Annotated in this window: 19 protein-coding genes; 16 read left to right on the top strand and 3 right to left on the bottom strand. The window is 62.6% G+C overall.

Annotation, left to right across the window (positions count from 1 at the left end):
- Positions 1–19 precede the first annotated feature (19 nt).
- The gene (locus CMI59_RS03715; protein WP_293324929.1) at positions 20–1,048 is read right to left on the bottom strand and encodes a glutathione S-transferase N-terminal domain-containing protein; all 1,029 of its coding nucleotides are present in this window, start codon (positions 1,046–1,048) and stop codon (positions 20–22) included.
- A gap of 234 nt (positions 1,049–1,282) precedes the next feature.
- Between CMI59_RS03715 and CMI59_RS03710 the strand changes: the two genes are divergently transcribed.
- Entirely contained in the window at positions 1,283–2,362 is a 1,080-nt protein-coding gene (locus tag CMI59_RS03710; RefSeq protein ID WP_293324926.1) for a DUF2855 family protein, read from the top strand.
- Positions 2,363–2,367: 5 nt separating this feature from the next.
- Here CMI59_RS03710 and CMI59_RS03705 read toward each other — a convergent pair whose 3' ends face one another.
- Positions 2,368–2,961 (bottom strand): TetR/AcrR family transcriptional regulator, encoded by a 594-nt coding sequence (locus tag CMI59_RS03705; protein WP_293324923.1) that lies wholly within the window; start codon positions 2,959–2,961, stop codon positions 2,368–2,370.
- A gap of 251 nt (positions 2,962–3,212) precedes the next feature.
- Between CMI59_RS03705 and CMI59_RS03700 the strand changes: the two genes are divergently transcribed.
- From CMI59_RS03700 to CMI59_RS03670, 7 genes are all read left to right on the top strand, one after another.
- Positions 3,213–3,983, top strand: coding sequence for a MotA/TolQ/ExbB proton channel family protein (locus CMI59_RS03700; protein ID WP_293324920.1), 771 nt, complete (start codon positions 3,213–3,215; stop codon positions 3,981–3,983).
- The gene (locus tag CMI59_RS03695) at positions 3,943–4,359 is read left to right on the top strand and encodes a biopolymer transporter ExbD (RefSeq protein WP_293324917.1); all 417 of its coding nucleotides are present in this window, start codon (positions 3,943–3,945) and stop codon (positions 4,357–4,359) included. The genes CMI59_RS03700 and CMI59_RS03695 overlap by 41 nt, the downstream gene beginning before the upstream one ends.
- Entirely contained in the window at positions 4,356–4,742 is a 387-nt protein-coding gene (locus tag CMI59_RS03690; RefSeq protein ID WP_293324914.1) for a biopolymer transporter ExbD, read from the top strand. Before CMI59_RS03695 ends, CMI59_RS03690 begins: the two co-directional genes overlap by 4 nt.
- Before the next feature lie 8 nt (positions 4,743–4,750).
- Positions 4,751–5,572 (top strand): energy transducer TonB, encoded by an 822-nt coding sequence (locus tag CMI59_RS03685; protein WP_293324911.1) that lies wholly within the window; start codon positions 4,751–4,753, stop codon positions 5,570–5,572.
- Between the two features lie 143 nt (positions 5,573–5,715).
- Positions 5,716–6,321 (top strand): glutathione S-transferase family protein, encoded by a 606-nt coding sequence (locus CMI59_RS03680; RefSeq protein WP_293324908.1) that lies wholly within the window; start codon positions 5,716–5,718, stop codon positions 6,319–6,321.
- Between the two features lie 11 nt (positions 6,322–6,332).
- Positions 6,333–7,541 carry an acyl-CoA dehydrogenase family protein gene (locus CMI59_RS03675; RefSeq protein WP_293324905.1) on the top strand — a complete coding sequence of 403 codons (1,209 nt, stop codon included), beginning with the start codon at positions 6,333–6,335 and terminating at the stop codon, positions 7,539–7,541.
- A gap of 17 nt (positions 7,542–7,558) precedes the next feature.
- The gene (locus tag CMI59_RS03670; RefSeq protein WP_293324902.1) at positions 7,559–8,680 is read left to right on the top strand and encodes an acyl-CoA dehydrogenase family protein; all 1,122 of its coding nucleotides are present in this window, start codon (positions 7,559–7,561) and stop codon (positions 8,678–8,680) included.
- Positions 8,681–8,710: 30 nt separating this feature from the next.
- Here the strand turns inward: CMI59_RS03670 and CMI59_RS03665 are convergent, their stop codons facing one another.
- Positions 8,711–9,364 carry a TetR family transcriptional regulator gene (locus CMI59_RS03665; RefSeq protein ID WP_293324899.1) on the bottom strand — a complete coding sequence of 218 codons (654 nt, stop codon included), beginning with the start codon at positions 9,362–9,364 and terminating at the stop codon, positions 8,711–8,713.
- Positions 9,365–9,474: 110 nt separating this feature from the next.
- Here CMI59_RS03665 and CMI59_RS03660 point away from each other — a divergent pair, with 110 nt between their 5' ends.
- The 8 genes from CMI59_RS03660 (at position 9,475) to CMI59_RS03625 (ending at position 20,415) form a co-directional block, all read left to right on the top strand.
- Positions 9,475–10,581, top strand: coding sequence for an NAD(P)-dependent alcohol dehydrogenase (locus tag CMI59_RS03660; RefSeq protein ID WP_293324896.1), 1,107 nt, complete (start codon positions 9,475–9,477; stop codon positions 10,579–10,581).
- 51 nt (positions 10,582–10,632) lie between these two features.
- On the top strand, positions 10,633–11,874 hold the full coding sequence (locus CMI59_RS03655) for an acetyl-CoA C-acetyltransferase (RefSeq protein WP_293324893.1): 1,242 nt from the start codon (positions 10,633–10,635) through the stop codon (positions 11,872–11,874).
- Between the two features lie 83 nt (positions 11,875–11,957).
- Positions 11,958–12,383, top strand: a complete 426-nt coding sequence (locus CMI59_RS03650; protein WP_293324891.1) for a MerR family DNA-binding transcriptional regulator — start codon at positions 11,958–11,960, stop codon at positions 12,381–12,383.
- Positions 12,384–12,497: 114 nt separating this feature from the next.
- A complete protein-coding gene (locus CMI59_RS03645; protein WP_293324888.1) occupies positions 12,498–13,901 on the top strand; it encodes an aldehyde dehydrogenase family protein in 1,404 nt (467 codons plus the stop codon).
- Between the two features lie 149 nt (positions 13,902–14,050).
- Entirely contained in the window at positions 14,051–15,028 is a 978-nt protein-coding gene (locus tag CMI59_RS03640; protein WP_293324885.1) for a nitronate monooxygenase family protein, read from the top strand.
- A 228-nt stretch (positions 15,029–15,256) separates the two neighbouring features.
- Positions 15,257–17,287, top strand: a complete 2,031-nt coding sequence (locus CMI59_RS03635) for an alpha/beta fold hydrolase (RefSeq protein WP_293324882.1) — start codon at positions 15,257–15,259, stop codon at positions 17,285–17,287.
- A 100-nt stretch (positions 17,288–17,387) separates the two neighbouring features.
- Entirely contained in the window at positions 17,388–19,286 is a 1,899-nt protein-coding gene (locus CMI59_RS03630; protein WP_293324879.1) for an alkyl sulfatase dimerization domain-containing protein, read from the top strand.
- 109 nt (positions 19,287–19,395) lie between these two features.
- Positions 19,396–20,415 carry an NADP-dependent oxidoreductase gene (locus CMI59_RS03625; RefSeq protein WP_293324876.1) on the top strand — a complete coding sequence of 340 codons (1,020 nt, stop codon included), beginning with the start codon at positions 19,396–19,398 and terminating at the stop codon, positions 20,413–20,415.
- Positions 20,416–20,428: the final 13 nt, after the last annotated feature.

Here is a 20,428-nt window from a genome sequence, read left to right as displayed (position 1 = left end):
TCGCTATGCCATCTTTCTCTTATTCCCTAAACAACGTCTCGCACCCCGTGTCCTTGAGGATCGCGTCCACAGCCTTGCGGTCGGTATCGCTCAGCGCGGCGCGTTTTTCGCGCAGCCACGCCAGGCACTTGCCCTGATAGGGGAAGGGCTGCTGGACCCATTCGCGGCCGTCGACTTCCGTGCGCACTTCCTCCGCGCCGTCCATCAGCGCTTTCGCATTAGCGAGCATGACGGGCGCATAGACGCGGCCGACCTCGTTGAGGAGGCCCTTGAGCGTCTCCGGGATCGCGTCGCGGGAGATCCAGTCTTCCTCAGTCGGCTCAACGCCGGATGAGTCCTCCACGATATCGACCCAGGCGAAAACGCGCGGCGCGCGGATGAGCGTTTCTTCCATCGGCGTCGGGTCGAAATGGGTGAGCTGGGTCAACTGGCCGTAAAAGCCGAAATCGGACGCGCCGGGCCGCTTGCCCATGATGTAGGGCGCGGTTTCGAGATGCGCTTTCAGTGCGTCGAGAAGGCGCAGATAGCTTGCTTCGATCACCGGTGCGGTCACGTTGTTGGAGCCGACGACATAAAGCCGCTTGATCTGCCGGTCGGCGAAAATCTCGCCCATCTTCAGCGCTTCATCTTCGGGTTGCGTCACGTTCCTCCAGCGCGGCAGGATCGCCGCCGCGCGGTCGATATCCGGCTTGTAATACCAGCGATAATGGAACATCGCCTTGGTGAGCCATTCATCCGCAAAGTCTTCCAGCAGATAATCGAGAAACTCGATCACCGGATCGGAGGGCACGATCTTGCGTTCGGGAAACGCCGCCTCAAAGCGGCGGATGAGCGGGGTGGAATCGACCACCGCTTCCATCTCGCCCGTGTCGTTTGGCAGGTAGAAGGTCGGCAGCAACTGAACTTTCGGCTTCGGCAGGCCGAGTGCGGCGGGCGTCTCGCCGATCAGGAAGCGGTAGGGGATCAGCCGGTAGCGCAGCACTGCCAGCATCTTTCGCGTATAGGGCGAGCCGGGCGCGCCGCTCAGCAGCAAGGGTGTTGCCGTCATCTCTGTCTCCATCCCCATTACGTCTTGCTCTCGCTCATTTTTCTGGCACCAAGCGTGTCACCATGGGTAACGGAGCGTCAAGCATTTGGAGCGCAGGGTTTTGAAAAATGGCATTACAGGTGCCAATAGATTGTCCGGGTTTTTGCCGTTGAGCCGGGCGTCGATACGGCTTGCGTTATTCGCCGCTCTGGCACAGCTTTCTACCTTGCTGAGCTGGGCGAGAGGGAGGACACCATGATCGTGGAACTGGACGTGAAGCGCGACGCCATCGGCGAATGCCGCGTGATCGCACGCGAAGAGCGGGCGCTGGAAGAGGGCGAGGTCGAGGTGGCCGTGCGCAAATTCGCACTGACGGCCAACAACATCACCTACGCGCTCACTGGCGACATGATCGGCTACTGGAAGTTTTTCCCCGCCGAGGTCGAGTGGGGCATCGTGCCGGTCTGGGGCTTTGGCGAGGTTGTGGCCTCGCGCTGCGATGATGTATCGGTGGGGACGGAGATCTGGGGCTTCCTGCCCATGGCCTCAAGCGTGGTGATGCGTCCGGGGCCGGTTGACAGAGGAGGCTTCTCGGACGAGGCGCCGCACCGCAAGGACATGCCGCTTGTCTACAACCGTTACACCATCACCAATGACGATCCGGCGGCGCTGAAGGCGCTGGCGGATGCGCGCTGCGTGTTCTTCCCGCTCTTCACCACCTCCTATCTCATCTACGACTATCTGATGGACAATGACTGGTTCGGTGCGAAACAGGTCATTATCGGCTCCGCCTCGTCGAAGACGGGTGCCGGCCTCGCCAACATGCTGGCGACACATGCGAAAGGCAGCATTCGCGTGGTCGGCCTCACCTCGCCGCGCAACAAGGACTTCGTGGAAAGCCTCGGCACCTATGACGAGGTCTGCCCCTACGGCGACATCGCCGGGCTCGATGCCTCCGTGCCGAGCATCTATGTGGACATGTCGGGTGATGGAAAGGTTCTCTCCGAGCTGCATCACCATTTCGGGGACAACATCAAGGCGAGCTGCGGCGTCGGTGCGACCCATTGGGAAGCACCGCGCGATACAGGCGACCTGCCCGGTGCGAAGCCCGAATTCTTCTTCGCGCCCGCCCAGATCCAGAAGCGCGACAATGAGTGGGGCCCGGGCGCGGCGATGCGCCGTGCGCAGGAGGAGTGCGCACGCATGGCCAAGGAGATGGAAGCTCATCTGAAGATCGAGCACGGCACGGGCGCGGAAGCGGTGAAGGCCGCCTATCTGTCGATGGTGCGCGGCGAGACGACGCCGGACCGCGGTCTCATGCTGTCCTTCGGCTGAATGCGCTAATGGCGCGGCGCGATCGCGTCGGCCATATGTTTCATCACGGCCAGCGCCGCCTTGGGGGCGAGCGCCTGGTCGTGACGCAGCCTTTGCCACATCTCCATGCTGAGTGCGGCATCCAGCGCCTCGAAGGGCCGGGTGCCGGGCGTCATTTTCTTCGGCAACACCTCGGCGAGTGTTCGCCGTGTCATGGCGGCAAGCAGCGCATGATCCTTCTGCAGGAAGGGTGAGCGGTGGCGTTGCGCATCGGCGGCGGTCTTGAAGGGTAGGATCTCCTCGAACACCGTTGCGCGGCGTTCGATCAGCGCATCCAGCCTGTCGCGCCATCCGCGCCCCTCCAGCGGCGCAGAGAAAAGCGGCTCGATCCGCGCCAGCATCGCGTGCTGGATCTCGGCATAAACGGTTTCCATGTCGGAAAAGAGCCGGAAGACCGTGCGCCGCCCCACGCCGGCCTTCAGCGCGATGGTCTCCGCGCTGGGCGCGATTTCACCGGCTTTCATCAGCTCCATCATCGCGTCGACGATGCGCTGGCGCGAGGTGTCGGCCCTGCGGCGTCGGCCGTCCGGGTTTTCTTTGGCGGATGATTGGCTGCTCATATCGGATATCAGACTAACGCCATCGCCGCGCGAAGCCACAGGGGCGCGGCATGAAATGGGGCGGCACGGCATACGGAGGCCTCATATTGCAAATGACTATCAATAACGGTATAGGAGCGGGGCCGGGTGTGGCAGCATGCGCGGATTGGCCTGTTTGAATTAATGGCTATTGTGGCGGCATCATGGGCCGGTGCCGGTCGATCCGAGGCCGGCCCGCAATATTGTGCCCGAGTTGATCGAAAGGAAGCTTGATGGAACCCCAGAGCGATGCCGCGGCGACGGGAAGCGCCGCGCCGCAGGCCGGGACGGCCGTCACGGGTGACATGCCATCGGCGGCGCTTTCCGCCACGACCGAACAGGCAACAGGCCCGGGCGCCGAAATGAGCGCCTTGGTCGGCGCGGGCGGCCCGGTGCTGATGATCATCATCGTCATGTCGGTCATCGCGACGGCGTTCATTCTCGCCAAGCTCTGGCAGTTCCGTCATGTGAGCGAGGGCGGCGCCCGCAAGACCAAGCGTATTCTGGGCGATGCCGCCAATCGCGAAGAGGCCGCCAAGCGCCTCGGCCGGTTGAAGGATCCGGTGGCGCGCGTCGCGGCCTTTGCCATTTCCGGCGCCCCTCAGGAACGCGCCTGGCGCGAGGCGGAAGAGACGATCGAGCCTTACCGGTCCCATATGCGCCTGCTGGAAGTGATTGCGGCGCTGGCCCCGCTGCTCGGTCTGCTCGGCACGGTGCTGGGCATGATCGGTGCGTTCCAGGCGCTGGGCGCCGCACAAGGCCGCGCCGACCCGCACATCCTCTCGAACGGCATCTGGGAAGCGCTGCTGACCACGGCGGCGGGCCTGTCGCTCGCCATTCCGGCGACCGCTTTTGTCAACTGGTTCGACCGCCGCATCGAGCGCATGACCTTCCATATGGAAACCGTCCTCTCGCGTCTCTTCGACAACGGGTCCGCCATGCATCTGCTGGAAGGAGACGAGCATGAGTCTCGCAGCCTCGCGACGCCTCGCGCGGCCGAATAACGCCAGCCACGCACGGATCAGCCTGACGCCGCTGATCGACGTCATCTTCATTCTCCTGATCTTCTTCATGCTGGCCTCGCGCTTGTCGGCCTGGCAGGACATAGATATTTCCATTGCAAGCGATAGCGGCACCCCGCAGCAGATGACGGGCGACCTGCATCGCGTGAGCCTGCTTGGCGATGGCGGTATGCTGCTGGACGGGGACGCGTTGAGCGCCGATATGCTGGCCGCCCGCCTGAAGGCGCTGCCGAAGGATGCGCGTCTCGTCGTGGACCCGGCGGCGGGCGTGACGCTGGAAAGCGCTGTTCGCGTACTCGACATGGCAAGCGGGGCAGGCATCGCCGCTTCGCTGGTGGCGGAAGAGGGTAAGCGATGAAGCTCACCCGCCGCAGACGGCTGGCGGAGACGGAATCCGTCGTACCGCTCATCAATATCGTCTTCCTGCTCCTCATCTTTTTCATGGTGGTGGGCGAACTTGCCGCGCCCACGCCCTTTCCGCTGGAGCCGCCGCAATCCTCCAGCGACCTTGCTTCGGAAAAACGCGAGGCGGAGCTTTTCGTGAGCGCGGATGGCGCTCTCTCTTTTAATGGAGCGAATGTGACGGAGGCGACGCTTGCCGACGCGCTGGGCACGCCGCCGCCTGCAGAAGTGCGTGTTGCCGCCGATGGCAAGGTGGAGGCGCGTCTCGTCGGACGTCTTCTTGCCGGGCTGAGGGAGGCGGGCGTGAAGCGCGCCTTTCTCGTGACGGTGAAGAATTAGGGCCGGGCATGACGCTGACGCGCAACGAAATTGCGGCCTTTGTTGTTGCCGCCATCCTGCTGCATCTGGCGGGCTTCTACTGGATTTTTCACGGGGAGCCGCAAACGACGGGCGCGATGGCGCCGGGCAGTGGCGGTCTGATGATCGACCTGGCCGGGCAGGCGGGCACGGGCGGCGCGCCGAAAGGCAACACATCCGAACCCACCTCCGAGCCGGTCGAAAAAACAGCCCCTCCGGAACCCAAGTCGGAACCAGAGCCGGAATCCAAACCAGAGCCGAAACCTGAGCCCGTCGCCAAATCCGTGCCGAAGCCCGAACCTGCGCCGACCCGCCAGCCGAAGCCCACGCCGAAGCGGAAGGCAAAGCCCGAACCGCAAAAGCGGATGGAAACGAAGCCTGCGCCGCCGCAGGAAAATGCCGAAACGCAGGGGCGGCCCGATGGGGTTGCAGAGACATCCCAGGACACTGCCGGAGGAAAGCCGGGTCTTGCGGCGCAGGGCAAGGCCGGGACAGGCGCCACCGCAGGCGGCGGAACGCCCGGGGCGCGGGCCGATTACCGGGCGCTCATTATCGGGCGGCTGGCGCGAGAGAAGCGCTATCCGTTGCGGGCAAGGATGCGCGGTATCCAGGGGGCGGGGCTGCTCCGCCTCGTCATCTCGCCGGAAGGCGCTGTGCTCTCCGCGAAGCTCGAAAAATCCACCGGCAGCAGCCTGCTCGACAAGGAGATCGATCGGATGGTGGAGCATGCCTCCCCCTTTCCGGCCTTTCCGGAAAACATGGTGCCCAAGCCGCTGACCTTGCGTATTCCGGTTGATTTCGAGCTTCACTAGAGTGCACGCCGCGCCCTGTTTCCCTTGCGTCAATTGCCGTTGATACGGCGCCGTTTTAATTTGCCGGTGAAATCCCCCGACAGCGGTGCTAGGAAAACGCCTACAACAAAGCCGGATGAACCGGCCAAAAAGGCAGGCGAGGAATGAAACTCTATCATTGCAAGGGCGCGCGCTCGCTGCGCCCGCTCTGGACGCTGGAGGAAATGGGACTCGACTACGAACTCGAGACCATGCCCTTCCCGCCGCGCTTTCTGCGCGAAGGCTATACCGGCATCAATCCCGTCGGCACCGTGCCCTATTTCGTGGATGGCGAGACGGAGATGACGGAATCGGCGGGCATCGCGCAGTATCTGGTGGAGGTCTACGGACCGACCGATCTGGCGCTGAAGCCGGGCGACAAGGAATATGGCGCCTGGCTCAACTGGATCCATCGCAGTGACGCCACGCTGACCTTCCCCCAGACCATCGTGCTTCGCTACACCCAGCTCGAGCCGGAAGAGCGGCGCCTGAAACAGGCGGCGGAAGACTACACGCAGTGGTTCTTTGCGCGCCTGCGCACCGTCGAGGCGGCGCTGGACGGGCGCGACTATCTGTGTGCGGACCGCTTTACCGTCGCAGATATATGCGTCGGCTTTTCGCTCTATCTGGCCGACACGCTGGGCTTCAAGGGCGGTTTCAAGCCCAACACGGCAGCCTATTACGAGCGCCTCAGCGCGCGGCCCGCTTTCCAGCGTTCGATCGAATTGTAGGGAACGAGAACATGTCCGATGTGAGTCAGAAGGAACTGGACGAATTTCGCGCCGGCGCGCGCGCCTGGTTTGCCGAGAATGTCCCCGCCGATCCGGACTTCATGCTGCCGCTCACCTTCATGGAAGTGGGCACGCAGGAACAGTTCGACTTCCTGCGCGATTGGCAGCACAAATGCTACGAGGCGGGCTATCTCGGCGCTGCCTGGCCGAAGGAATATGGCGGCGGCGGACTGGCGCAGGCCTTTCAGGATGTCGCGACGCAGGAAATGCATCGCGCGGGTGGCCCCATCATGCTCAATGCCATCGGCATCAACTGGGCAGGTCCCCTCATCCTCGACATGGGGTCCGAAGAACAGCGCAAGGCCTATATCAAGGGTATCCTGAGCGCCGAAGACATCTGGTGTCAGGGCTTTTCCGAACCCGACCACGGGTCCGACCTCGGCAATGCCCAGACCCGCGCCGTGCGCGATGGCGACGATTATGTCGTCAACGGCTCGAAGATCTGGACGACGCAGGGCAATTACGCGAAATATATGATCCTGCTCGCCCGCACCGATCCCGATGCGCCGCGCAAATATGACGGTCTGAGCTTCTTCCTCGCACCGATGACGGTGCCGGGCGTCGAAACCGTGCCGATCAAGAAGCTCACCGGCGAATACGGCTTTACCCAGACCTTCTTCACCGATGCCCGCATTCCGGCAACCTCGCTCATTGGCGGCGAGGGCAAGGGCTGGGCGGTTGCCATGCGCACGCTGGAATATGAGCGTGGTGCGCGCGGCGGCCAGGCAGGCGGCTATGTGACCGTCTACCCGGATGTCGGCGAAGTGGTGGAACTGGCCAAGCGCGCCCTGCGCAATGGCCACCCGGCCTGCGAGGACCCGATCATTCGCGACAAGCTGGTGAAGCTGCTGGCGACCTATCGCGGGCTTCAGCTCAACGGCAAGCGTTCGCGTATCGCACCGCTGGTGCAGGACAAGCCGATGTCCCTGCCGCTGATGTCCAAGCTGATCGCGACGGAGTTCTATCGCGAGATCAACCAGCTTGCGATGGCCATGCAGGGGCCGCGCGGCGCCTATTATGTCGGCGAGCCGGAAGCCTATGACGAAGGGATCTGGCAGCGCTCTTATCTCAATGCTTTCTCCGGCACGATCGGCGGCGGCACCAGCCAGATCCAGCACAACATCATTGGCGAGCATGTGCTCGGCCTGCCGAAGAGCTGAGGAGCGAGGGAACGACAATGGAAAGAAACGTCACGCTCACATTCAGCGAAGAACAGGCCGAACTCCTCGAAGTCGCGCAGAATTTCTGCCGCGACAAGTCGCCGGTTCCGACCGTCCGTAAGCTGATCGAGGACGAGCTGGGTTACGATCCCGCCGTCTGGCAGGAAATGATTGCGCTGGGCTGGCTCGGCATTGCCGTGCCCGAAGAGTTCGGCGGCGTCGGGCTCTCCATGGCCGAAGTCGTGCCGGTGGTGGAGCAGATGAGCCGCCGCCTGATGGGCGGCCCCTTCGTGCCGACGACGCTTGCCGCGCAGGCGCTGTTGGCGGGCGGCACGGAGGCGCAGAAATCGAGGATCCTGCCGGAGATTTGCGCCGGCAAGGCCGCAACCCTTGCACTGACCGAACCCCATGCCGACTGGGATCTCACCCATATCGAGGCAAAGGCGGTGGAAGAGGGCGGCAAGCTGAAGCTCTCCGGCACGAAGATTTTCGTGGTCGATGCAGCCAGTGCGGAATGGATTATCGCCTCGGTGATGAAGGACGGTAAGCCCGCCCTCGTCATTATCGAAAAGGCGGCTTTGCCGGAAGGCGCGCTGCGCCGCGAAGTGGTGGCAGATGAGACGCGCCGCTCCTTCCGTCTGGAGCTTGACGGTGTGGAGGTTCCAGCCGACGCGCTTCTCGATACGTCACGCACGAGCGAGACGCTCGCCCATATCGATCTGGCGTCGTCGCTGCTTCTCTCGGCGGAAGCCTGCGGCGCGGCGGCAAGCTGCGTGGACTACACGGTGGAGTATCTGAAAACCCGCAAGCAGTTCGGCAAGCTGATCGGCTCCTACCAGTCGCTGAAGCATCCGACAGTCGATGCGCTGGTCGCTTATGAGACCGCGCGTTCGCATCTCTACAACGCAGCCTGCACCTTCGGTCAGCAGGGCGAGGGCGAGATCGCGGTGCGCATGGCGAAGTCGGAATCCTCCGACGCGCTTTCATTCGCCGCCGACCGCGCCATTCAGTTCCATGGCGGGTTCGGCTTCACCTATGAATGCGATGCGCAGCTTTATCGCCGCCGCGGCATGTGGTGCGAATATCTGCACGGCGACGGGCCCTATCAAAGGGCGAAGCTCGCAGACCTTCTGTTCTGAGGAAAAGCGGCGCTCTGGACCACACAGGTCTCAGGCGTCGTTTTTTTTCGTCAGGCAACCGTTCATGAAAGTGTCGAGCACGACATTCGTGTAGTGGCGACGAAGATCGTCGGTGATCTCGTCCACACCATAGACATATTTCAGGTTCGCCTGGTTGACGAAAATCTGCTCGCAGGCCCCTAGGGCCGCGAAATAGAAGAGCATCGGATCTTCCACATGCATCAGCCCGGCGGCCTGTGCCTGCCGGATGAGCCCGGTCGCGGCGCGTCCAAGCGGTGCGGCGAAGAATTCCGCAATTTCCTTGGACGCATCCGTCGAGGCATCGCGCATCAGCGAATGCAGCAGCCGGTTCAGATAGGGATAGCGGAAGAAGGTCCAGATGACGCCGGCCAGATGCCGCCGGAATTTCTCCACTGGATCGATATCGAGGGCGAGCAGCCTGTCGAGTTCCGCGAGCGCCTCGGTCGCATTCCGCTTGGCAAGCGCCAGCAGCAGCCCTTCCTTGCCGCCGAAATAATAGCTCACAAGCGCCACATTCACTTCCGCCCGCGCCGCGATTTCGGCGAGCGGGACATCGATGGTCTCGCGTTCGGTCATCAGGGCGCTGGCCGCGTCCAGAAGCTGGTCGCGCGCCGCGGGCCGGGCCGGAGCCGCCTTGATTTTCGCTTTCGCCTGCGGCTCCACGATCCCTCCTTGCGTTTCCGTTTTTTTGGATTTAAATACGCATTTAAGAAATTAAATACGCCTTTAAGAGCATCCGCGCAAGACGGATGAGGGTGTCAGGGAGGACGAGGATGAAGGTTACCGCTGCGGTAGCACGCTCGGCTGAAGACGATTTCTCCATCGAAGAAATGACCCTCGACGAACCGAGGGCCGATGAGGTTCTGGTGCGTGTTGCGGCGGTCGGCCTCTGCCACACCGATCTCGTCTTCAAGGCGACGGGCACCATTCCGCATCCGCATGTGCTGGGTCACGAAGGCGCGGGCGTGGTCGAAAAGACCGGCAGCGATGTCACCAAGGTGAAGCCCGGCGATCGCGTGGCGATCACCTTCCGCTCCTGCGGACAATGCCCGCGTTGCGCCAGTCACGATCCGGCTTATTGCCACTCCATGCCGCTTCTCAATTATGCGGGCATGCGGCCCGACGGCACGAAGGCGCTCCACAAGGGCGGCGAGGACATCGGCAGCAATTTCTTCGGTCAGTCCTCATTTGCCACGCATTGCCTCGCCTATGAAACCAATCTGGTAAAGCTCACCGACGACATGCCCTTCGAACTCGCCGCGCCGTTGGGCTGCGGGATCCAGACGGGCGCGGGCGGCGTCATGCGGTCGCTTGCCTGCGAAAAGGGCTCCTCCCTTCTCATTCTGGGCGGCGGTGCCGTTGGGCTTTCCACCGTGATGGGCGCGGTCGTGCAGGGCTGCGATCCCATCATCGTGCTGGAACCGCATGAGGAGCGCCGCAAGCTTGCACTGGACCTCGGCGCGACCCATGCGCTCGACCCGGCCGAGGCGACCGACCTCGCCGAAGCCGTTCGTGCGATTGCGCCGATGGGCGTGGACTATGCTTTCGACACCACCGGCATCCCCGATCTTCTGAATGCGACGATGATGGCGCTGGCGCCCAAGGGCACCTTCGGCATTGTCGGCATCGCGCCGCCCGGTACGCCGCTTCCCGGCGATCTGATGAACGCCGTGACCTTCGGCCATACGGTGAAGGGCATCATCGAGGGCGACAGCGATCCGGACGACTTCATTCCCGAGCTCATATCGCTCTACAATCAGGGCCGCCTGCCGGTGGACCGCCTGGTGAAGACCTATCCGCTGGAAGAAATCAATCGGGCCGTGGCCGATCAGCACGCAGGCAAATGCGTGAAAGTCGTGCTCACCATGGACCGGCCGTGAAACCGAATTCCGATAAACGGAACGAAAGAACCGAAACAGGGAGAAACGTGAATGTCTGACGCATATATCATCGACGCATGCCGCACGCCGCGCGGCATCGGCAAAGTGGGCAAGGGCTCGCTCGCTCATCTTCATCCGCAGCATCTGGCCCGCACCGTGCTGGCGGCCATTGCCGAGCGTAACAACCTGAACACGTCCGATGTCGAAGACGTGATCTGGGGCACCTCGTCCCAGCGCGGCGCGCAGGGCGGCGATATGGGCCGCATGGCCGCGCTCGATGCGGGCTATGACATCACGGCGTCGGGCGTCACGCTCGACCGCTTCTGCGGGTCGGGCATCACCACGGTGAACCTCGCCGCGGCGCAGGTCATGTCCGGCATGGAAGATCTCGTCGTCGCCGGCGGCACCGAGATGATGAGCTACACATCCGCCACTGCCGATCCCAAGACCCCGCCGATGATGGATGCCGGCAACCTGCACCTGCGTAAGATTCATCCGCAGTCCCAGCAGGGCGTCTGCGCCGACGCGATCGCGACGCTGGAAGGCATCGATCGCCAGGCGGTGGATGAGCTTGCCCTGACCTCGCAGCAGCGTGCCGCCAAGGCGATTGCGGAAGGCGCGTTCAACAAGTCGCTCGTCACCGTCTACAATGACGACGGCTCGGTCGCGCTCGACCATGAGGAATTCCCGCGTCCGCAGACGACTATGGAAGGTCTCGCGGGCCTGAAGCCTTCTTTCGCGGCCTGGACCGGCATTCCGGTAGACGAGCAGGGCACGACCTATGGCTCGCTGATCCAGCAGGTCTATCCGCAGATCAAGGAATTCAACCATATCTACCATGCCGGCAACTCGTCGGGTGTCGTGGATGGTGCGGCGGCGATCCTGGTCGCCTCGAAGAACTATGCGGAAAAGAACGGCCTGAAGCCGCGTGCCCGCATCGTCGCGACCGCCAATATGGGCGACTGCCCGACGCTGATGCTGAACGCCCCGGTGCCCGCCGCGAAGAAGGTGCTTCAGAAGGCCGGTCTGACTACGGACGATATCGACCTCTGGGAGATCAACGAGGCCTTTGCCGTCGTCGCCGAGAAGTTCATCCGCGATCTGAAGCTCGACCGCGAAAAGGTGAATGTGAATGGCGGCGCGTGCGCCCTCGGACATCCGATCGGCGCGACCGGCTCCATCCTCATCGGTACGCTGCTCGACGAGCTTGAGCGTCGTGACCTGAAGCGCGGTCTGGTGACCATGTGTGCCGCTGGCGGCATGGCCCCGGCCATCATCATCGAACGCGTGTAACAGCCGAGCCCGGCGGGCGGGAATTCGCCCGTCCGCCGGTCCGGTACCAACTTCGAATAAGTAATCGAAAGGCTTGACCCGATATGACCTACTCGATCACGGAACTCGCCAACGAATTCGAAATCACTCCGCGCGCCCTGCGCTTTTATGAAGAAAAGGGCCTGCTGATCCCGGCCCGCGACGGTCAGACGCGCATCTATTCCCACAAGGACCGTGCCCGCCTGCAGCTCATTTTGAGCGGCCGGAGCGTTGGCCTCACCTTGCGCGAAATCGGCGATATCTTCGATCTTTACCAGGCCGATGGCGATTGCGAGGAGCAGTACAAACTTGCCATATCGCTCTTCCGCCGCCGCATGAAGGTCGTGCAGGAGCAGCGCGAGATGGTGGACCAGCAGATCGAGCGCCTGCACGATATCTGCAGCAATCTCGAGCAGAAGCTGGAAGCGACCCACGAAGCACCCGCCCGCCGCGCGGCGAACAACGAAGTCCACGCCCCGGCCATGTCGTAGATAACGCCTGTGACAGGAGTAACGCCTGTCACAGGGCCGCATGGAAGGCTGTATTGTTTTCCGAGATAACAGCTCCCGGCAGAGGAGCGTATAAGGCATATGGGAGACACCGAAATGAGCGAATTCAAGCTGCTGATCGGCGGCAAGCTGGTCGATGGAGCGAAATCCTCGCCCGTCCTTAATCCCGCGACCGAGGAAAGCGTTGCCGATTGCCCCCGCGGCTCCGAGGGGCAGTTGAACGAAGCCGTGGCGGCCGCCAAGGCGGCGTTCCCCGGCTGGTCCGCGACCTCGATCGACGAACGCAAGAAGGTGGTCAACGCCATCGCCGATGCGATCGAGGCCAATGCCGACGATCTCGCCCGTATCCTGACGCAGGAACAGGGCAAGCCCCTCGGCGACGCGACGATGGAAGTTTACGGCACAGCCGCTTTCTTCCGTTACTTCACATCGCTCGACCTGCCGGTGAAGGTGATCGAGGACAGCGAAGGAAAATATGTCGAGGCCCATCGCCGTCCGCTCGGTGTCATCGGCGCCATCGTGCCGTGGAACTTCCCGATGATCCTGATGGCGTTCAAGCTGCCGCCGGCCCTGATCTCGGGGAATACGGTGGTGCTGAAGCCCGCACCGACGACCCCGCTGACCTCGCTGAAGCTCGGCGAACTCATCAAGGATATCGTGCCCGCGGGCGTGGTGAACGTCATCGCCGACGAGAACGATCTCGGCGCGCCGCTCACCGCTCATCCCGACGTGCGCAAGATTTCCTTCACCGGCTCCACCGCGACCGGCTCGAAGGTGATGGAAGGGGCCGCCGGCCTCCTGAAGCGCATCACGCTGGAACTCGGCGGTAACGACGCCGGTATCGTGCTCGGCAATGTCGATCCGAAGGAAGCCGCGCCGAAGCTCTTCCAGAGCGCTTTCCAGAATTCCGGACAGGTCTGCATCGCCATGAAGCGGCTCTATGTGCACGAGTCCATCTATGACGAGATGTGCGACGAGCTGGCCGCGCTGGCCGACAACGCCATTGTCGGCGACGGCCTGAAGCAGGGCACGCAGCTTGGGCCGCTCCAGAACAAGATGCAGTACGACAAGGTCTGGGACCTGATCGAGGACGCCCGCAAGAGCGGCAAGATCATCGCCGGCGGCGAGAAGGTAGAAGGCAAGGGGTACTTCATCCGCCCGACAATCGTTCGCGACATCGAGGATGGCTCGCGACTTGTGGACGAGGAGCAGTTCGGCCCGGTCCTGCCGGTCATCCGTTACTCGGATGCGGACGATGCGGTGTCCCGCGCCAATGCGTCCGACTACGGGCTTGGCGGCTCGATCTGGTCGTCCAGCAACGACGATGCCTATGATCTCGCGCTGAAAATGGAGAGCGGCTCGGTCTGGATCAACAAGCATGCCGATCTCGCGCCGAACATTCCCTTTGGCGGCGCGCGTTTCTCCGGCCTCGGTACGGAACTTGGCGAAGAAGGCCTGCTGGAATTCACCCAGCTCAAGGTCATCAACATGGCCCGCTGAGCGAACCGCCTCGGCAATGCAAACGAAAACGGCGGTTCCGGTTCATATCCGGGACCGCCTCTTTCATGTCTGAACATGTATCGGTCGCGCATCGCACGGCCATTTCGTATTAGATGATTTCCGAAAAATAACACCCGGGAGAAGACAACATGAAGACCCGTATCACCGAACTCTTCGGTATTGAGCATCCGATCGTCCAGGGCGGCATGCATTTCGTCGGCCTCGCCGAAATGGCGGCGGCGGTTTCGAATGCGGGCGGGCTCGGCATCATCACGGGCCTCACCCAGCCCACGCCGGAAGACCTCGCCAAGGAAATCGCCAAGTGCAATGACATGACCGACAAGCCCTTCGGCGTGAACCTCACCTTCCTGCCCGGCTTCACCAATCCGCCCTATCCGGAATATATCGACGCCATCATTCAGGGCGGCGTGAAAGTGGTGGAGACGGCGGGCCGCAGCCCGGAACAATACATGCCGGCGCTGAAGGAAGGCGGCATCAAGGTCATCCATAAATGCACCTCCGTGCGCCATTCGCTGAAGGCTGAAAAGATCGGCTGCGACGCGGTGAGCGTGGACGGCTTCGAATGCGGCGGCCATCCGGGCGAGGACGACATCCCGAACATGATCCTGCTGCCCCGCGCGGCGGAAGAATTGAAGATCCCCTTCGTCGCTTCCGGCGGTATGGGCACGGCCTCGCAGCTCGTCGCCGCGCTGGCACTGGGCGCGGACGGCATCAATATGGGCACGCGCTTTATCGCGACGAAGGAAGCGCCGGTGCATGAGAATGTGAAGCAGGCGCTCATCGCGGCAAGCGAACTCGACACCCGCCTCATCATGCGCCCGCTGCGCAATACCGAGCGTGTGCTCGCCAATGAAGCGGTCGAAAAGATCGTCGAGATCGAGCGCGAAAAGGGCGCGGCGACCACCATCGACGACATCAAGGATCTGGTCGGCGGCGTCTATCCGCGCGTCATGCAGAAGGGCGAAATGGATGCAGGTGCCTGGAGTTGCGGCATGGTCGCGGGCCTCATTCACGACATCCCGACCTGCAAGGACCTCATCGAGGGCATGATGAGCGAAGCCAACGAGATCATCCGCAAGCGGCTCGACGCGTTCGCCGCCGCCTGATAGAGGCTTTCCGTAACATCTTCGCGATGACGGCCCGGACGGTTTACCGCCCGGGCCGTTTTTATTCGTCACGGATGCGGCGATTCCACGCGGACCGCACCTGGGGCGCATTCATCTGATGATGACAATCGCCGCTTAGAGTGTTGATACTTCTCAATGCGCTCTGTCACGTGCCGGGCAATGCTGCCCGCCACGCCCGCATGAAGGTATGTCCGAAGGAGTTGCGTCATGGCCGACCAGACCCGCGCGCCCAAGCCCCACTCGAAAACCGGCAGAAAATCGGCGCAACTTGAGGCGAACAAGGCCGCGGCCGCCCGCAAGGCAGCGCCGTCGGAGAGCACGGAAAGTGCCGAGAACGGGCAAGGGAGGGACGCCAATCCCTTTCTCGACCTGGCCGGAAAATGGCAGGACGCCTGGGCCGACGGCATGAACGGGCTGCTTGAGCACCAGCGCGGCCTGAACCCTTTTCTCAACAACCGGCACCCCGAACAGGTGAAACCGGCGGAAGAAGGCTGCCCGCCGACCGATGTGGAGCCCGCCGCCAAGCTGACCAGCGTCGACCGGCTGATCCATGTCATGCTGGGTCAGGCCATGGGCGGCGTGTCGCCCGCCTCGCTCGGTCTTGCCTGGATGGACTGGAGCGCCCATCTGGCCATGTCCCCGGGCAAGCAGGCGCATCTGATGGAAAAGGCGCAGCGCAAACTGGCCCGCCTTGCCCTGCGCCAGATGAAATCGCTGCGCAAGGGCGAGACGCAGCCGCCCTGCATCCAGCCCCTGCCGCATGACCATCGCTTCGACGATCCCGCCTGGCACGAGCCGCCTTTCGACAGCCTTTATCAGAGCTTCCTGCTCATGCAGCAATGGTGGCACAATGCCACCACCGATGTGCGCGGCGCCTCGAAGCATTCGCTCGACATGATGAACTTCATGTCGCGTCAGGTCCTCGACATGTGTTCGCCCTCCAACAATCTCTTTACCAATCCGGAATTGCTGAAAAAAACGCTGGAAGAGGGCGGCGACAATCTTTCGCGTGGTTTACTCAACGCCGTCGAGGATTGGGAGCGTGCCAGCGCAGGCCGTCCGCCGGTGGGCGCGGAGAACTACCGCCCCGGCGAGACGGTCGCGGTCACCGAGGGCGAGGTCGTTTATCGCAACCGGCTGATCGAACTGATCCAGTACAAGCCGACAACGGAAAAAGTCGGTGCCGAGCCGGTGCTGATCGTGCCGGCCTGGATCATGAAATATTACATCCTCGATCTCGAGCCGCAGAACTCGCTGGTCAAATATCTGGTCGATCGCGGCCACACCGTCTTCATGATCTCCTGGAAGAACCCGACCGCGGAGGATCGCGATCTCTCCATGGACGATTATCTCGATTTCGGGATCATGAAAGCGGTGAAGGCCGTCGAGGCGATTATGCCTGACCGGAAAATCGACGCGGTCGGTTATTGCCTGGGCGGAACGCTGCTTTCCATCGCGGCGGCCTATATGGGCCGCAATGGCGACGGGCCGCTCAATTCGGTCACGCTGTTTGCCGCCCAGACCGATTTCAGCGAAGCGGGCGAACTCAAGCTCTTCATCGATGAAAGCCAGCTCACCTTCCTCGACGACATGATGTGGGATCAGGGCTATCTCGACACCAAGCAGATGGCGGGCGCCTTTCACATGCTGCGCTCGCAGGATCTCATCTGGTCGCGGCTGGTGCATGAGAATTTGATGGGCGAGCGCGCGCCGATGAACGCGCTGATGGCATGGAACGCAGACGCGACGCGCATGCCCTATCACATGCATTCCGAATATCTGCGCCACATGTTCCTGAACAACGACCTCTTCGAAGGCCGTTATGAAGCCTTTGGCCATCACGTGTCGTTGTCGGATATTCAGGCGCCGCTTTTCGTCGTCTCCACGGAAACGGATCACGTTGCGCCGTGGAAGTCGGTCTACAAGATCAACCTCGTCGCGGATGTGCCGATCACCTTCGTCCTCACCTCGGGCGGGCACAATGCGGGCATCGTTTCCGAGCCCGGTCATCCGCACCGTCATTTCCGGATTTCGACGCGCGGACCGGCGCAGCGCTATGTCTCGCCGGAAAGCTGGCTGGAGCGTACCCCCGTCAAGGAGGGCTCATGGTGGCCCAGCTGGGTGGATTGGCTCGACGCCCTGTCCAGCGGCCAGACCGAGCCGCCCTCCCTGGGGCTCGCCGATACCGACTATGCGCCCATCACGCCCGCGCCCGGTCACTATGTCCTGCAGTCCTGACGGGCGGTTCGGTTTCTCCTAGCGGAATCGGACGTTCCCGTGCTTTCCCGGCCTTCCCGTCGCGGCTACTCTGCCGCAATACAAATAAGGGAGGCCGCCCATGCATGGGTCCAAAGACGCCACGAAAGCTACCTGCAATGCACATGAAGAGCTGAAGGAGGGACTGCCGCCCGCCTCCGAGCAGGATTTCGAGGACGCAAAGCGCGGCTTCATCGCGACGATCCCCGATGCGAAAGTGCTGAACGAGGCAGGTAATCCCGTATGGGATATGGGCCAGTTCGCCTTCGAGGCGGAAGGCTGCGATTGCCCCGACACGGTAAACCCGAGCCTCTGGCGTCAGGCGCAGCTCAATTCCATTCACGGTCTCTTCGAAGTCGTGCCGGGCATTTATCAGGTCCGTAATTTCGACATCTCGAACATCACCTTCATCGAGGGCGATACGGGCTACATCGTCATCGATCCGTTGATTTCTGCCGAACCCGCCGCCGCCGCGTTGAAGCTCATGCGTGAGCAACGCGGCGACAAGCCCGTTACCGCCGTCATCTACACGCACAGCCATGTCGACCATTATGGCGGCGTGCGCGGTGTGATCTCGGACGAGGACGTCAGGAACGGCCTCATGATCGTCGCGCCGGAAGGCTTCCTCGAAGCCGCGGTAAGCGAGAACGTGCTGGCGGGCAATGCGATGGGCCGCCGTGCGACCTACATGTATGGGTCGATGCTACCGCGCAATGCGAAGGGCCATGTCGATTCCGGTCTCGGCAAGACCGTCTCCATGGGCTCCGTTTCCATCGTGCCGCCGACGAAAAGCATTTGCGAGACGGGCGAGAAGCTCGTCATCGACGGTGTGGAAATCGTCTTCCAGGTGACGCCCGATACCGAAGCGCCTTCGGAGATGAATTTCTATTTCCCGCAGTTCAAGGCGCTCTGCATGGCGGAGAACTGTTCCTGCCACATGCACAACATCTACACGCCGCGCGGCGCGCAGGTGCGCGACGCCAAGGCGTGGAGTTATTACATCAACGAAGCGATGGACCTCTTCGCGGGCGAGGCGGAGGTTCTCTTCGCCTCCCATCACTGGCCGCGCTGGGGCAAGGATCGCTCGGTCGACTTCCTGAAGAAGCAGCGCGACATGTACAAATATGTGCATGACCAGACGCTGCGCCTTGCCAATCACGGGCTGACGCCGATCGAGATTGCCGAGGAAATCCAGTTGCCGCCGACGCTCGCCGCCGAATGGTACACACGCGGCTACTACGGCACGCTCAACCACAATGCGAAAGCCGTCTATCAGCGTTATCTCGGCTGGTTCGACGGCAACCCGGCAAACCTCCACAAGCATCCGCCGGTGGAAGCGGGCAAACGCTATGTGGAAGCGATGGGCGGCGTGGACGCCGTGCTCGCCGCGGGCCGCAAGGCCTATGAGGCAGGCGACTATCGCTGGGTGGCGGAACTGGTGAACCATCTCGTTTTCGCAGACCCCGCCAACGAGGAGGCCCGCCATCTGCAGGCCGATGCGCTGGAACAGCTCGGCTATCAGGCGGAGTCGGGACCGTGGCGCGCCTTCTATCTGACGGGTGCGCAGGAATTGCGCAATCCGCGCGCACCGTCCGATGCGCCGCGCCCGGGCGGCGCGGGCACCATTCTCGCCCTGCCGCCGGACCAGCTTCTCGATTCCATGTCGGTGAGGCTCAACGGCTTGCGCGCGGGCACACGCGAAATCGCACTGAACCTGCATTTCACCGATACGGACGAGCGCTTCCTGTTGTCGCTGGAAAATGCCGTGCTGCACCATCTGCCCGGCAGGAAGAACGAAAACGCGGCGGCGAGCCTGACCCTGACGCAAGCGGCGCTGGCGCATGTTCTGGTCGGTCAGGCGACCGCGCGCCAGCAGATCGAGGAAGGGCACATCGCGGTCGAGGGCGACAAATCTGCGGTCATCGAGTTGATGGAGCTGCTCGATTTCTTCGATTTCTGGTTCGAGATCGTGATGCCCTGATGAAGACGTGAAATTTCCGCCCTTCTGCCAGCGGCGCGGACCTGTCATAAATTCCGGCACGAAACCAATTGCCAATGACAGACCGCGCCGCAAGGCAGGGGAGGAAACCATGTCCGACAAGAACCGTCAGTTTCGCCTGAAATCGCGCCCCACGGGCCGCATCGAAACCGGCCATTTCGATTTCGTAGAGGAGGCCCTGCCGGAGATTTCCGACGGCGAGGCGCTGGTGCGCACGCTCTATCTGAGCCTCGATCCCACCAACCGCATCTGGATGAGCGACATGGACCAGTACATGCCGCCCGTCGGCATTGGCGAGGTCATGCGCGGCGGCGGCATCGGTCAGGTCGTGAAGTCGAAATCCGGACGCTATCCGGAAGGCGCCATCGTCAGCGGCATTACCGGCTGGCAGGACTATTGCGTCGCCGATGAAGGCGAACGCGCCATGAGCGTGCTGCCCGACGGCCTGCCGGTGGACCTGCCCGTCATGCTGGGTGCCTGCGGCATGACCGGTCTCACCGCCTATTTCGGCCTGCTGGAACTGGGGCAGCCGCAGCCCGGCAACACCGTGCTTGTGTCCGCCGCCGCCGGTGCGGTCGGTTCCGTCGTCGGACAGATCGCGAAGATCAAGGGGTGCCGCGCCGTCGGCATCGCGGGCGGCAAGGAAAAATGCGCCCACATCGTCGAGGAGCTCGGTTTCGACGCGGCGGTCGACTACAAGGCGGCTGACTGGCGCGACCAGCTCGTCGCTGCGACGCCCGATGGCGTCGACGTGAATTTCGAGAATGTCGGCGGCGAGATCATGGAAGCCGTGATGACGCGCATGAACTTGTTCAGTCGCATGCCGCTTTGCGGAATGATCTCCGGCTACAATACGGGCGATCCCGCCATGCGCGCGGACTATTCGCCCATCCTGATGCGTCGTATCACCGTGCGCGGCTTCATCGTCATCGACTTCATGGAGAAGTTCGCCGAAGGCACCATGCAGCTCGCGCAATGGGTGGCGGAAGGCAAGCTCAAGCACCGCGAAACCATCGTGGACGGTTTGGAAAAGGCACCGACCGCCGTCAACATGCTGTTCGACGGCACGAATGTCGGAAAGCTGGTCGTGAAAGTCGCCGACAAGGCGTAAGAAACGGGACCCG

This window comes from Parvibaculum sp. (assembly GCF_002684405.1).
In the GTDB taxonomy this organism is placed as follows: domain Bacteria; phylum Pseudomonadota; class Alphaproteobacteria; order Parvibaculales; family Parvibaculaceae; genus Parvibaculum.
This window is presented reverse-complemented; position numbering and strand designations above follow the sequence as displayed.